General features: G+C 71.7%; 11 protein-coding genes. 3 read left to right on the forward strand and 8 right to left on the reverse strand.

The genetic code is table 11. The features are described 5' to 3' along the window. Window positions 1-4: 4 nt before the first annotated feature. From ACQEV1_RS12045 to ACQEV1_RS12070, 6 genes are all read right to left on the reverse strand, one after another. Window positions 5-922 carry a glycosyltransferase family 2 protein gene (locus ACQEV1_RS12045; RefSeq protein WP_285571199.1) on the reverse strand — a complete coding sequence of 306 codons (918 nt, stop codon included), beginning with the start codon at window positions 920-922 and terminating at the stop codon, window positions 5-7. Continuing rightward, window positions 919-2,340 carry a Wzz/FepE/Etk N-terminal domain-containing protein gene (locus ACQEV1_RS12050; RefSeq protein ID WP_285618730.1) on the reverse strand — a complete coding sequence of 474 codons (1,422 nt, stop codon included), beginning with the start codon at window positions 2,338-2,340 and terminating at the stop codon, window positions 919-921. Before ACQEV1_RS12050 ends, ACQEV1_RS12045 begins: the two co-directional genes overlap by 4 nt. Continuing rightward, window positions 2,328-3,170 (reverse strand): sulfotransferase domain-containing protein, encoded by an 843-nt coding sequence (locus ACQEV1_RS12055; protein ID WP_433393736.1) that lies wholly within the window; start codon window positions 3,168-3,170, stop codon window positions 2,328-2,330. Before ACQEV1_RS12055 ends, ACQEV1_RS12050 begins: the two co-directional genes overlap by 13 nt. Next, the gene (locus tag ACQEV1_RS12060) at window positions 3,167-4,306 is read right to left on the reverse strand and encodes a hypothetical protein (protein WP_433393738.1); all 1,140 of its coding nucleotides are present in this window, start codon (window positions 4,304-4,306) and stop codon (window positions 3,167-3,169) included. Before ACQEV1_RS12060 ends, ACQEV1_RS12055 begins: the two co-directional genes overlap by 4 nt. Before the next feature lie 13 nt (window positions 4,307-4,319). Then, on the reverse strand, window positions 4,320-5,678 hold the full coding sequence (locus ACQEV1_RS12065; protein WP_285618724.1) for a hypothetical protein: 1,359 nt from the start codon (window positions 5,676-5,678) through the stop codon (window positions 4,320-4,322). A 63-nt stretch (window positions 5,679-5,741) separates the two neighbouring features. Then, window positions 5,742-6,833: a glycosyl hydrolase gene (locus tag ACQEV1_RS12070; RefSeq protein WP_285618722.1), complete on the reverse strand. Its 1,092-nt coding sequence runs from the start codon at window positions 6,831-6,833 to the stop codon at window positions 5,742-5,744. Window positions 6,834-7,006: 173 nt separating this feature from the next. Between ACQEV1_RS12070 and ACQEV1_RS12075 the strand changes: the two genes are divergently transcribed. From ACQEV1_RS12075 to ACQEV1_RS12085, 3 genes are all read left to right on the forward strand, one after another. Further along, window positions 7,007-9,811: a PKD domain-containing protein gene (locus ACQEV1_RS12075; protein ID WP_433393740.1), complete on the forward strand. Its 2,805-nt coding sequence runs from the start codon at window positions 7,007-7,009 to the stop codon at window positions 9,809-9,811. A gap of 214 nt (window positions 9,812-10,025) precedes the next feature. Then, window positions 10,026-10,607 (forward strand): RNA polymerase sigma factor, encoded by a 582-nt coding sequence (locus ACQEV1_RS12080; RefSeq protein WP_285618719.1) that lies wholly within the window; start codon window positions 10,026-10,028, stop codon window positions 10,605-10,607. A gap of 11 nt (window positions 10,608-10,618) precedes the next feature. Continuing rightward, window positions 10,619-11,674, forward strand: a complete 1,056-nt coding sequence (locus ACQEV1_RS12085) for a CU044_5270 family protein (protein ID WP_433393742.1) — start codon at window positions 10,619-10,621, stop codon at window positions 11,672-11,674. Between the two features lie 77 nt (window positions 11,675-11,751). On the opposite strand, the gene ACQEV1_RS12090 is transcribed toward ACQEV1_RS12085, so the two are convergent. Both ACQEV1_RS12090 and ACQEV1_RS12095 read right to left on the reverse strand, forming a co-directional pair. Continuing rightward, window positions 11,752-12,912 (reverse strand): hypothetical protein, encoded by a 1,161-nt coding sequence (locus tag ACQEV1_RS12090; RefSeq protein ID WP_285618716.1) that lies wholly within the window; start codon window positions 12,910-12,912, stop codon window positions 11,752-11,754. A 279-nt stretch (window positions 12,913-13,191) separates the two neighbouring features. Continuing rightward, on the reverse strand, window positions 13,192-14,133 hold the full coding sequence (locus ACQEV1_RS12095) for a sulfite exporter TauE/SafE family protein (RefSeq protein ID WP_433393744.1): 942 nt from the start codon (window positions 14,131-14,133) through the stop codon (window positions 13,192-13,194). Between the last annotated feature and the right edge of the window lie 84 nt (window positions 14,134-14,217).

Consider the following 14,217-nt stretch of genomic DNA (forward strand, 5'->3'; position numbering starts at 1 on the left):
CCCCTCAGATGCCGCGTCCGGTCGCGTGCGCCAGCCGCAGCACGCGGTCGGCGCTGAGCACGCGCAGCGAGACCAGCAGGGCCAGGTAGGCCCGGCGCTCACGCCAGGAGCCCCGCAGCGCGCGCAGCGCCCACGATCGGGCCTCGCCGCGCTCGCCGAGCGCGGCGTGCGCGAACGCGATCTGGCCCTGGACGCGGGCGAGGCCGCGCGGGTCGTCGGCGAAGCCCGGGTGCTTGCGCAGCAGGTACTGGAGGGCGTCGCTGATCGTGCGCCACTTGCGGTTGAAGTGCGACGTGCGCCCCCACAGCACGGTGACGAGCGGCTCGGCCACGACCGCGATCGGGCCGGCCGCCGCGGCCCGCAGCATCCAGTCGTAGTCCTCGCCGTAGCTGCCGGGGATCTCCTCGTCCACCGGGCCGATCTTGCCGAGGAACGCCGTACGCCGGACCACGACCGTGGACGGGTGCGCCTCCATCACGCGGCGGCGCAGCAGCTCGGCGTGCGTGACGTCCTCCGGGCGCGGCACCCGCGTGATCACCTTGTCGCCGTAGCTGACGTGGATGCCCGACACCACCACGTCGGCGCCGGTCGCGGCCAGGCGTTCGGCCTGGAGCCGCAGCTTCTCCGGCAGCCACGCGTCATCGTCGTCGCAGAAGGCCAGCAGGTCGCCCGAGGCCGTCGCGGCGCCGGCGTTGCGGGCGCCCGCCAGACCGGGGGTGCGGTCGTTGGCGATGACGGTGACCGGGCGCCGCGGGTCGTCATCGGCCAGCGCGGAGTCCGGTTCGGCCTGGTCGAAGACGATGACGCACTGCACCGTGCCCGGATAGTCCTGGTCGCGTACCGCCGCGACGGCGCGGGCGAGCAGCTCCGGGCGGTCGTGCGTGGCGATGATGACGGAGACGGGCGGGAACTCGGGTGTCAAGGAGCGTCCTTCGGATGAGTGATCACGATCCCGCGCGGTGAGGCGCCGGCCTTGTCGAGATGGGAGAGGGCCGCGGTGAGCGGCCGGTCGGTGATCCGCTTGAGCGCGACGGTCACCAGCGTGATGTCGGAGACGGCGGCCAGGGTGACCGCCTCGGCGGTGTCGACGCCCGGGCCGGAGATGACGACCACCCCCGCGTCGCGGTGGGCGCGGTCGACCGCCGCGGCCAGGCCGCGGTCGCCGTCGTTGATCGCCAGCGTCACCACGCGGAAGGACCCGAGGCCGTCGTCGCGTGCGGCCGGATCGCGCGCGCCGTCCTGGTAGACCGACGGCTGGTCGTCCATGACGCGCAGGAGGCTGGTGGGCGCGCCGCTGTGCGCGAACGCCGCGGCCACGCTGACCGCCACCGGGTCCGCGGTCTCGCCCGGCATCCCGGTGACCAGGACGGTGCGCGCGTCCTCGGCGAACGCCAGGTTGCGCAGCCGCCGTCCGGAGTCGGCCAGGTCCTCCCGGCCCGTGTCGGTGAGGATCGGCACCGGGATCCGCCGCCGTACGTCGCGTGCGTAGCGCAGCCGCCGCGGCCGGCGGTCGCGCACCAGGCCGACGGCGAACCCGGCGAGCAGTCCCACGCCCACCCCGGACGTGCGGTTGACGTCGGAGCCGGGGTCGTCGGAGGTCGTGGGCTTGGTGGCGGCGCTCACCGTCTCGGCGAACTGGTCGCCGTACCGCAGCTGTTTCTTCGCGTTCATGATCTGGAGCTGGACCGCCTGGCGGCGGGTGCGGGCCGTGAGCCGGGTCGTGTCCGCGGCGTCTCCGGGCAGCGCCTTCAGCTGGGCCTCCAGGACGGCGATCCGCCGGTTGATCGTCTGGCGGTCGTGCGTCTGGTACTGCCCGATGACGCGGTCGCGCAGCTTGATGAAGGCGCGCGCGACCGCGCGGGCGCCCTGCCGGGCGTTGCCGGGCCGGTTCGCCCGCACGCTGATGACCAGGACGCGGGAGTACGCCGACGCGGTCACCGTCACCCGCTCGCCGATCCGGTCGGCGGGGATGTGGAAGCCCGGGACGCGCTTCAGCTGCTCCAGCACCGAGCCGGACCGCACCAGCTGCGCGTTGGTGTCCATGGTGTCCAGGACCGGCTTCTGGTCGATCGTGGCGTACGGACCCTGTGACAGCGGCGGAAGGCCGGACTCGATGGCCACGGGCGGCACCAGCACGCTCACCGTCGAGGTGTAGGTGTGCTGGGCGGTCGCCGAGCCCACCATGCCGCACAGCGCACCGAGCACGACGGCCAGCAGCAGCACCGGCCACTGGCGGCGGACGAAACCGAAGTAGCGGCCCAGGCGTACGGCGTCGATCTGCACCGGCTCGTCGGCCGGGGTGACGAGCGGTGTCTCGGACAGGGGCGTCAGCGACGCCACGGCGGCACCTCTCCGAGAAGGGTCGCGAGACGCTCGTCGTACGGCGCGAAGTGCTCGGCCAAACGTGTCTGCAGGCCGGGGGACAGCGGCAGGCTCGGGCGCGCGTTGTGGCGTTCGAAGTCGGCCGGCCGCCACCGCTCCAACCCCAGGAAGTCCACGATCGCGTCGTAGCAGGGCTCCGGCGTGGCGAAGAAGTCCTCGGCGAACGCCACGTGCACCCGCTCGCGGCCGAACAGCTTGAACAGCACCTCGATCTGGTCGGCGTAGTGGCCCCGGTCGAGATAGGAGTGGTGCCGGTGGCTGTGGCTGAGGTAGCCGGGCTCGTTCCTGATCCGGTCGGCCTCGCCGGCGAGGCGCGCCGGCTCCAGTTCGAGGGCGCGCTCGAACGAGGTCTCGGTCTCGAAACCGCGGGCCAGCTCGTGCTTGTGCGCGGAGTAGGCGCGCTCGACCGGGTCGCGGAGCAGGACGAGCAGCTTCACGCCGGGCAGGTCGGCGGCGATGCGCTCGGGAGCCAGCGGGTGGTGCATGTAGTAGCCGGCCGACTCGAACGCGAGCCGGGATCCGCGGCGCAGCGGGAAGTGCCCGCGGTACCAGTCGATCCCGCGCTGGTAGTTCACGTCGAAGTAGTGCACGCCCTTGTGGAAGTTGGGCGGGGTGACGCCCGGGTGCGGCGCGAGGGCGCGGAACAGCGACGTCGTGCCGCCGCGCTGCGTGCCGACCAGCAGGAAGTCCGGCAGCGCGCGCAGCCCGGCGCTGAGCCGCCCGGCCGTACGGCTGACCGCGCGGCCGCTCTCCTTCATCCACTGCGGGGCGTCGCGTCGCGAGATCATGCCGTCCTCCCGGCGTTGGCGTACAGCAGGTCGAGCAGGGCCATGGCCTGGGCACGCAGCGGCGTGCCGAGGTCGCCCTGCGCGGCGACCAGGTAGCGGCGGGTCAGCTCCAGAACGTACAGCTCGGTGGTGATCGCGGAGGTCCGGCCCGCCTGCCCGAGCGGAGTGAGGATCGCCGGGTCCGGCCACGTGTCGTAGCCCCCGCCGGTCTGCAGGCGGTAGTGCAGCAGGTCGAGGCCGGCCGGCACCTCCGGGTCGTACCGCTCCCAGTCCCACAGCTGGACGGCGCCGCGGTGCCAGGCCATGTTCCAGGGCGTCCAGTCGCCGTGCCAGGCGCCGAACTCCACCTCGTCGCCGCCGTACGTCTCGCCGATGCGTCCCACGGCGTCGGCCAGCCGCTTGCCCTGGTCGGGATCCTCGAGCGTCACGTCGCCGAAGCGGGACCAGAAGCCGCTCTCGGCCAGCGGGACGCGCCGCGTCTCGCCGATCAGCTCCCGCATCGCCGCGACCGGGACGTCGCGGCGCGAGCGGAACGACAGCGGGCCCGTCGGCAGGGGCGACAGCACGAGCAGGTCGAGACCGCGCCACTCGCCGTGGTGGAGCACCTGGGGCACGCGCAGCCCGTGGAAGGAGCGCTCGGCGAGCCGGCCGAGCGCCGCCGCCTCGCCGGCGATCAGCTCACGTGCCATGGGGGAGTCGCCGACCTTCACGAACGCCAACGGCTCACCGCGCGGGGTGAGGGCGTGCAGGATCGGCTTGCGGTTGGCCCGCTCGGAGCCCAGGCCGACGCTGACCACGACCGGCCGGCCGAGGAGCGCGCCGAGGCGGTCCTCGACGGACTCGCCGGCGCCGGTGACGAGCAGCCGGTCGCGCAGCGCCCGGTCGGCGAGCCCGGCGCGTACGGCGGCGGTGGTGAGCACGCGGGTGACACGCTGCCGCGCGCCCAGGTCGTGGCTGTAGCGGCGCAGCGCGCCGGCGGCGGCCGCGGGGACGCCGGCGGGCAGCAGCAGCCGCGGCCGCTCGGCGTTCGGCAGGAAGGCGAACTCGCGGACCGCGCCCGTGCCGGAGCCGGTGCCGACCTCGGCGTCCGGCCACAGCCGCGCCACCGCGTCGGCCCACGCCGCGCCCGAACTCATGCGCCCTCCCTGCTCACGCGCCACCCGCCAGGGCGTCGGCCTCGCGCCGGGCGCGCCACATCAGCGCCACCGCGATCATCACCGTGTACAGGGGAACCTCCACCAGGTCGTAGATGAAGAGGAACAGTCCGAACGCCAGCAGCACGCAGCAGCCGGCCACGCCGTACGCCGAGCGCTCCCGCCAGTGCCGGGCGAACCGGATGAGGAAGAAGGCGAGGAACGCGATCGTGCCGATGAGGCCGTTGGCGAACAGCAGCAGCCAGATGTGGCCCTGCGTGCCGAGCGGCGGCGCGCCGCACGCCTTGCAGCCCGGCCGGTCGCCGCCGGTGAGGGAGCTGAGGTTGCCCTGGACCTGACGTGTCGTGCCGAAGCCGACGATCGGCGAGCCGGTGAGCGCGCTGCGCACGCTCTGCTCGGCCAGGAGGGTACGGCGGTTGTTGCTGTGCGGGTTCTGGATCCGCGCCTGGATCATGTCCGGCAGCGGTGAGACCGCGAAGACGAGGCCGCCGACGACCATGCCCGCGACCGCGAGTCGCAGCGCGCGCCGCCCGCCGCGGGCCACCCCCTTGAGACCGGCGAAGCAGACGATCACGCCGAGCGCGATCCACAGGCCGCGGTCGAGGGAGTAGACGACGGGCCACAGGGACGCCAGCAGGATGACGACGCCGGTGACGCGCCGCCACCGGCCGGCCCGCCAGATCCAGGTGATGACGAAGAACGGCAGGAAGAAGGCGTACGCGGCGCCCCAGGTGTTGGCGTAGGCGAACGGCGCCATCGGCCGCGCCTGTTCGTACCCGAGGATCGTCGCCACGTCGGCGGTCTTGGGATGGATGGCGTCGAGCAGGAAGGTGTTGTGGGTGTGCAGCACCATCTCGAGCGGCGAGGTCAGCTGCAGGTGCGGGGCGAACGTGCCGAGCAGGCCGCCTCCGGTCGTCACGATGAACATCCACCCGAGCAGCCGCCCGACCCGGTCGGCGGGCAGTTCCTCGTCGCTCAGGTTGGCGATGTAGAGGCACACGACCGTCGAGGCGGCGTACCAGGCGATGCGCCAGGCGAACGCCAGCAGCCGGCCCATGCTCCCCCCGGGCACCGCGCCGGGCGCGTTCGCCCACAGCACGCCGACGCCGAGGACCACCCAGCACAGGAACAGCGCCCAGGCGCCGAAGCCGCGGGGGACGAGCAGCCGCGACCGCCGTTTGTAGAGGTACACGGCCATCGGCACGCTCATGATCAGGAAGATCAGCATGCCCAGGCCGAGCAGCCACCAGACCGGGAAACCCAGGAAGATCACGGCGAGCGGCCAGCCGGCGGACGGACGCCACGTGGCCGGCCGCGCCATCACTCGTGCCGGGACGACCCTCGTTGTGCCCACCCTGAACGCCCTGTTCTCGTATCCCCTGCGGAAAGTCCGAGACTAACCCGGAGAGCGTGGTGCTCAGCGCTCAACGTTGAACTCGGGCCGTTTGCCGAGCGCGCGGAACGCCTTCAGGGCCTGCGAGGTCGCGTCGATGCTGGTGTTCCCGCCGTCCGGCATGTTCACCGCGTGGGTCGTGTTGAAGTACGACAGCGCCTTGATGCGCGGGTACTTGGCGAACTGCTTCCCGACGCCCTTGAAGAACGCCGGCTTGCGGCCCGGGTCGCCCGGCACCTCCAGCACGGCCCATTCCGACAGCATGAGCGGCTTGTCGGGGAAGTGCTTGGCGGAGTAGTCGTAGAAGCCGGGGAAGCCGAGGTCCTGTTGCGCGGGAGCGACCTTGTTGACGAGGTTCGCGTAGTCCTTGATGTTGGACTTGGCGAACGGGTCGTAGCCGATCCAGTCGACGTACTTGTCGCCCGGGTACAGGTCGCCGAACCACGGCTTGGCCATGTAGCCGGTGTAGCCCATGTAGACCATCGTGAAGAGGATGTTCTTCGCACCGGCGGCGCGGAACCGTGTGACGACGTGCCGGAACATCGCCCGGTAGTCGGCGGCGGTGTAGCCGGAGTTCGGCGCGGTCTTGACCTCTTCCTCCGGCTCGTGGTGGATGACGAGCCAGAACTTCTTGGTGAAGTGCGCCTTGAGATACGCCGCCTCGCGGGCGATCTGGGCGTCCGCGGCCCCGGCGGCCACCTGCTTCCACGTCTTCCCGCTGTCGGGCTTCCAGTTGAGGACCAGCATGCGGTGTTTGCCCGACTGGCGGGTCAGCGCGATCTCGCGGGCGGACGGGAACAGGTCGGCGTAGGAGTGGTAGCCGTGGTAGATGTCCACGGACCGGCCGATCTGGCGTTCGTAGGAGGTCACCGCGGTGACCGGGTCCTGACGCGACCCGATGACCGGGGTGACGCCCCACCACGCGCCGCAGGAGGGGACGAGCTTGGCCGAGACCGTGCACTTCGCGGGAGAGGTGGACGGGTCGCCGCTCCGCGGCGCGAGCTCGGGTTCGTCGCCGCCGCCGTTGCCTCCGATGACGCCGCAGGCCGCCAGTGACACCGCGGTCGTGAGGGCCAGAAAGGCGCGCCCGGCGACGCCGGGCATACGTCTATCCATGGCTGCGCACTATAACCAGCCCCCCTCAACGCGTGGAGCAGAAGGTATGAAACGGATATCTGACACCAGACGGTGTCCCTGGTGACGGTTACATTGCTCGCACACGTGAATCAGCTCCCTCAGGCGGCCGTCCCCCGCTGGGCCGGGTGAGGGCGCGCGGAAGGGGAGAACGCGTGCGCCTTCGCACCTTCATCGCAAGTGGGGCCGCTCTGTTGCTGGCGGCCGGTCTCGTCACGACGACGGCCGGCCCGCCCGCACGGGCGGACACGCCGCAGACCGGCCCGCAGACCGGCATCGTCAGTGCCGACCCGGCGAACTTCACACCCAACCTCGTCGACGGCGACGTCCAGTCCGTCGTGCAGATCGGCAGCCGGATCTTCATCGGCGGCAACTTCACCCAGGTCAAGGAGGCCGGCTCGGACACGGTGATCACCCGCGACCGGGTGCTCGCCTTCGACGCGACGACCGGCAAGATCGACGACAGCTTCAAACCGTCCGCGGACGGCGAGGTGACCGTCCTGCTGCCCGCCGCCGACGGCAAGTCCATCTACCTCGGCGGGATGTTCACCCACATCGACGGCGTCGCGCAGAAGGTCCTGGCGCGGCTCGACGTCGACACCGGCCAGCCCGTGCCCGGCTTCACGCCCAACCTGGACGCCCGGGTCAAGGACCTGCGGCTGGCCGGCGGACGGCTGTGGGTCGGCGGCAACTTCGACCTGGTCGACGGGGCCTCCCAGAACGCCCTGGCCGCGCTCAACCCGGACACGGGGCGCCGGGACGCCTTCCAGAGCCTGTCGTTCAGCGGCACCCAGAACGGCGGCACCACGCTCGTCTACAAGATGGACGTCACACCGGACGGCTCGAAGCTCATCGCGGTCGGTAACTTCACCTCCGTCGGCGGCCAGTCCCGGCCACAGATCGTCATGCTCGACCTGAGCGGGACCTCCGCGACGCTCGCCGACTGGCAGACCAGCCGATACGCCGCCGCCTGCTCCGCCTCGTTCGACTCGTACATGCGCGACGTCGACATCTCACCGGACGGCAGGTTCTTCGTCGTCTCCACCACCGGCGCCGCCGGCGGCACGACCAAGATGTGCGACAGCCAGGCGCGCTGGGAGACCTCGGCCACCGGCTCGAACCTCCAGCCGACCTGGGTGACCTACACCGGCGGCGACACGACGTACGCCGTGGAGATCACCGGCTCGGCGGTCTACGTGGGTGGGCACTTCCGCTGGTCGAACAACCCGTACGGCTCGGACGCGGCGGGCCGGGGCGCCGTCGAGCGGTCCGGCATCGCCGCGCTCGACCCGGCGAACGGCATGCCGTTCCAGTGGAACCCCGGGCGTACCCGCGGCGTGGGCGTCTTCGACCTGCTGGCCACGCAGCAGGGCCTGTGGATGGCCAGCGACACCGACGAGACCGGCGGCGAGACCCACCAGAAGCTCGCCCTGTTCCCCACGGCGGGCGGAAAGACGCTGCCCACGCAGAACACCGGCACGCTGCCGGGCGACGTCTACACCGGCGGCACGGCCACGGTGAACAGCCTGTCGCATCGCTCCTTCGACGGCACCACCGCCGGGTCGGTCACCAGCGATGACACCGGCGGGATCGACTGGCGGACGGTGCGCGGCGCGTTCATGATCAACGACGATCTCTACACCGGAGCCTCGGACGGGAGCCTGTCGCGGCGGAGCTTCGACGGGAAGACGTTCGGCTCGGCGAGCACCGTCGACGGCGCGGACGCGCTGGTCAGCGAGAGCGACTGGCACACCGAGGTTCAGTCGATCAAGGGCATGTTCTACGCGAACGGCCGGATCTACTACACCAAGGGCACCTCGGCGCTGTACTACCGCGGCTTCAACCCCGAGAGCGGCGTCGTCGCGGCACTGGAGTCCACCGCCACCGGCAACCTGACCGGCGTCGACTGGAGCACGGTCGGCGGCATGTTCACCGCGGGCGGCAGGCTCTACTACGTCAGCACCACGGACGGGAAGCTGCGGAGCCTGGACTTCACCGGCGGCGTGCCCTCCGGCACTCCCACGGTCGTGGACGGCGGCGACTGGCGCGGACAGGGCGTGTTCCTGTACGCGGGCAAGCCCAACAGCCTGCCGTCCGCGACGTTCACGTCCAACTGCGACCACCTCGCCTGCTCCTTCGACGGTTCGGGATCGTCCGACCCGGACGGTTCCATCGCGTCGTACTCCTGGGACTTCGGTGACGGCTCCACCGGCACGGGCGCGACGCCGCAGCACACGTACGCCGCGGCCGGCGACTACACGGTCAAGCTGACCGTCACCGACGACCGCGGCGGCACGGACGCGGCGTCGCAGCAGGTGCAGACGAACGCGGCGAACATCGACTACGTCGGCACCGACGTCTACAACGCCAACACGACGAACGCGACGGTGACGATCCCGTCGTCGGTGCGGGCCGGAGACGGGCTGCTGCTCGCCTTCACCGACAACGACACGACCAAGACCGTCACGCCGCCGTCCGGCTGGCAGCAGGTCGGATCCCAAACGGTCGGCACGGCCGTCTCGACGGTCTGGCAGAAGGTCGCCACGGCGAGCGACGCCGGGCAGACGGTGTCGGTCGGCCTGAGCGACTACGCGAAGGCCAACCTGCGCGTCCTCGCCTACCGGGGCACGAACCCGACGGCGCCGGTCGCGGCCGCCACCAACACCGCCGACCCGGCGAGCACGACGTCGCACACCTCGCCGAACGCGACCGTGTCGGCGGCGGGAAGCTGGGCGGTGACGCTGTGGTCGGACAAGTCGTCGACGACGACGGCCTGGACGGCCCCGAGCGGTGTGACGAGCCGGGGCACCTCGCTCGGCAGCGGCAGCGGCCGGGTCACGTCCCTGGCCGCCGACAGCGGCGGGACGGTGCCGACCGGCACGTACGGCGGCCTGACCGCGACGACGGACGCGGCCAGCCGGGCGGTCACCTGGACGATCGTCCTGGCCGCCGACCAGTAGCCGGAGGATTCGACCGGCGGGGCCGGGCGGCGGAGCACCTCCACCGCCCGGCCCCGACGCGTGTCCGGGCGACGGCCGCGGAAACAGTCCACCGGATCCGGGAACCGTCCGTGGGAGATCGGCCGAGTAGGAGTGACCGCGCCCCGCGCCGAGAGGAACCCCATGGACGTTCGTCCCCCTGCCCGCCACGCCCAGCCTGCCGCCGGGTGATGCCGTGACCGAGCCCCTCTCCGACCGCGTGCTCATCGAACGGTCGCTCGGCGAACCCGAGTGCTTCGCCGCGCTGTTCGACCGGCACTCCGCGGAGATCTTCCGCTATCTGGCGCGCCGGGTGGGCCCGGACGTCGCCGAGGACGCGACGGCGGAGACGTTCCTCACGGCGTTCCGCAAACGCGACCGGTTCTCCGGGGAACGCGACGACGCGCGGCCGTGGCTGTACGGCATCGCGACGAGGACCATCGGCGAGCATCGCCGCGCCGAGGCACGGCGCCGGCGGGCGCTCGGCCGTCTCGACACCACGACCGCGGCCGAGCCGTTCGAGGAACTGGCGGCCGGGCGGGTGAGCGCCCAGCGGCTCGGCGGGCGGCTGGCCGGGATGCTCGGCCGGCTGTCCGCCGGCGAACGCGACCTGCTGTTGCTGATCGCCTGGGCGGACCTGACGTACGAGGAGGCGGCCGAGGCGCTGGACGTGCCGGTCGGCACGGTGCGCTCACGGTTGCACCGTGCCCGGCGGAAGGCGCGCAAGGCACTGGGCGGCGCCGATCCGCTGACCATCGGCGAGAGGTCACCGGCATGAAGGGGCGGGACATGGACGAACTCGAACTGCTGCGTACGGCACGTCCCGACGTGCCCTCGTATCCGGAACCGGCACGGGAGAAGGCCCGCGCCGCGCTGATCGCCGCCGCCGATCCGGGCTCCCGGCGCCGGGCGGTGCCCGCCATCCGGCGGCCGTGGGGCCTGGCGGGCGTCGCGGCCGGTCTGGTCGTCGCGGTCGTCGCGGCCGCCGTCGTCCGGCAGGCCGTCACGCACGACGGGGCCGGTGCCGTGCCACGGCCGGGATCGGCCACGGCCGGGACACCCGTCAACGCCGCCCAGGTGCTGTCTCTCGCCGCGGACGCCGTCGAGACACGGGCCGCGGTACGTCCGCGTCCCGACCAGTGGGCCTACGTGAAGAAGATGAGCTACTCCAGTGTGGACCGCGGCGCGGAGGGCAGCGTGCGGATCGCGGGTGGCGGCAGGGCGATGGTCACGGAGGTCTGGACTCGGTTCGACGGCGCCCGCGAGGCGTACCGGGGCGACAACATGGTCGACGATGACCGCCACCGGCTGCACGTCGCGAACCTCGATCACGACGCGGACGAGACGACACCGATCGAGGACTACGCCCGCCTCGCCGTCCTGCCCACCGATCCCGGCAAGCTCGTGAAGAAGCTCTGCCCGCACACTCCGTCCACGGCGGACCCCACCGGGTGCGTCTTCTCGATGGCCGACAAGCTGTTGCGCGACGTGGCGCTACCGCCGAGGTTGCAGGCGGCGTTCTACCGGGTGCTGGCGACGCTTCCGCACGTCGTCGTCCGGCGCGACGTGGCCGACCTGGCGGGTCGGCGCGTCCTCGCGGTGGCCGAGGCCTATCCACGGGACTTCCAGAGCGAGCAGATTCTCCTGGACCCGCGCACGTACGAGTACCGGGGCGAGCGGCTCGTCTGGACGGCGGATCCGAACGAGGCGCCGCCCGGTGCCGGGCGGACGCCTCCGCGGGTGCTCGTGTCGCCCACGAGCGCCCAGGCCCGGCAGGAGTACACCGAGACCGTCCAGCTGGCGGCGGGGATCGTGGACCACGCCGGCGAGCGCCCGAAGTCCTGAACCGCCCGGAAACACGACGACGCCGCCGGACCTTGTCGTCAGGTCCGGCGGCGTCGCCGGTGTCGCGCAAAGAGCGGTTACGACAGCGGGAACTCCCCGATGCGGCCGTGGTACTCGTGGCCCAGCTCGTCGGTGTCGCTGCCGACGTACAGGCCGCTGGAGGTGGCGACGAGGGCCTCGACGCCGTGGCCGCGGGTGCGGGTCGGGTTCCAGGACAGGGCCTTGCCGCCGCTCGGGTTCAGCGCCGCGATGCCCGGGCGGGACACGGCGCCGGGGCCGGCGCTGTCGTGACCCTGCGGGTTGTCCATCCAGCGCTGGTGGCCGCCGACGTAGATCGCCTTGCCGGTCACCGAGACGGACAGGAGCGTGTCGCCGCCGGTCCAGTTCACCCAGGTCGGGTTCTGGCCCGCGCCGGTCTTGCTCGTCTCCCAGCGGGCCGCCGAGTCGCACAGCTGGCTGGTGCCGTGGGGCGCGCCGGTCGTGACGACCACGAAGTAGGAGCCGTCGGGGGCGAAGTCGATGCCGCGCATGTAGGTGTCGAACGACGAGCTGCACGGCGTGGCGTACCGCTCGGTCGCCCAGGAGGACAGCGCCGGCGTGCCCGAGGTGTCGATCATCGCGATCTGGTAGCGCCGCTTGCCGGCGACCTGGGTGAAGGTGCCGTCGATGACGAGGTGCTTGTCGGCCGGGTCGACCGCCATCCGGTAGACCTTCAGCGCGCCCGAGCGCGGCGTCGTGACGGACAGGTTGAGACCGGCGTCCTTGCCGGTCGTGGCGTCCACCCGGGCCAGGGGCGCGTGGGTCTTGCCGGCGATGGTGGTGAACTCACCGCCGATGTAGACGTGGCTGCCGCGCCGGATCATCGTGAAGATGAGCCCGTGGCCGACGCGCGGGTTGAAGCCGGAGACGGCCTTGCCGGTGGTGACGCTGAGCTTGGTCAGCGAGCCGAGCCCGACGCCGTTGGTGTTGGTGAACGAGCCGCCGACGTACACGGTGTTCGACGTGCCCGCCTGCAGGGCGTACACGGTGCCGTCGACCTTCGGCACGAACTTCGTGTCGACCTTTCCGGTCTTGGCGTCGAAGGCGAAGATGTTGTGCCGCGAGATGCTCGTGCTCGACCCGGCGTTCTTGACGTGGTCGAAGTTACCGGCGACGACGACCTTCGAACCCACGACGGCGATGGCGCGAACCGTGCCGTCGGTGACGTTCGGCGTCGTGTTGACCGGGTTCTGCGACACAACCGCGCTTTGCGCGATATCGGCCTGGGCCGCGGGAACGGCGGCCCCTGCGGTGGCGGCTGCGGTGGCTATCGCCACACTGAGCACGCGTCGGCGCATGGTTTTGCTCCCAATTTTCTTCACCCGTGAACCGAGCTTGTCTATCACAGGCCTCTGGCGGGGATCCGTGGCTCGGTGTTGATCGAGACATCATTGTTGCCGTTGATCGCCGCGCTTGCCCGGAAGTACGGGAAATAGGCGGCGCCAGGCCGCATTCCCTTCCGAATCAGCCGCCTGAAATCAGCCGCGCTGGCGGTCGAAGATCGCGATCGGGCGCAGGCCGTGGGCGGCCCGCAGCAGCATCCACAGGGCCACCACGCCGACCAGCACGGCGAGGAGAATCCACAACATCGCCGCGTTGCCGATGCCGAACATCTTCAGTGCCGACGCCAGCAGCACGAACGCCAGGACGCGCCGGATCAGCCCGCCCGGCGCGCGTGCGGAGATCAGCGAGCCGATGATCACACCGGGGATCGACCCGGCCAGCAACGCGACGGTGACCGCGAGGTGGAAGTCCCCGAAGAAGATGTGCCCGAGCGCGGCGGCCCACACCAGCGGCACCGCCTGCAGCAGGTCCGTGCCGACGAGGTGGTTGGCCTTCAGGGTGGGATAGAGCGCGAGCAGCGTCACGATGATGAGCGATCCGGAGCCGACCGAGGTCATGCCCACGCTCAGGCCGCCGACGATCCCGACGATCACTGTGGGGACCGGCCGTACGGCGATGACGGGCGGGGGCTCGGAGGCCGGTGAGCCGGGAGCGGCCGTACGGCGGTCGGGGCGGCGGGAGGCCCGGTCCTTCATCGCGAGGTACCCGCGGATGGCCAGGCCGGCGGCGGCCATGAGGAGGGCCACGCCCATCGCCTTGCCGATCACGTCCTGCACCCCGCTGCCGTCGCCGAGGGCGCGGGCGATGAGCACGCCGCAGAAGGCGGAGGGCACCGAGCCCGCGCAGAGCCAGCCGACGAGGCGGAGGTTGACGGTGCCGTGACGCAGGTGCACGAGGCTGCCCACCGGCTTCATGATCGCCGCGGCGACGAGGTCGCTGGAGACGGCGGTGAGCGGTGGAACGCCGAAGAGCACGGTGAGCATCGGCGTCATCAGGGCGCCGCCGCCCATGCCGGTCAGGCCGACGATGACCGACACGAGGAGCGCCCCCGCCGCCATCGTGAAGTCGAAGTGCATCTGTATGTCCTACCGGCAAACTAGGCAACTCGCCCCAGCGTACCTTCCGGCGGACAATGACCACCAGAGTGGTGGTAAACGGAC

This window comes from Actinoallomurus sp. CA-142502 (assembly GCF_050936355.1).
GTDB lineage: Bacteria > Actinomycetota > Actinomycetes > Streptosporangiales > Streptosporangiaceae > Actinoallomurus > Actinoallomurus iriomotensis.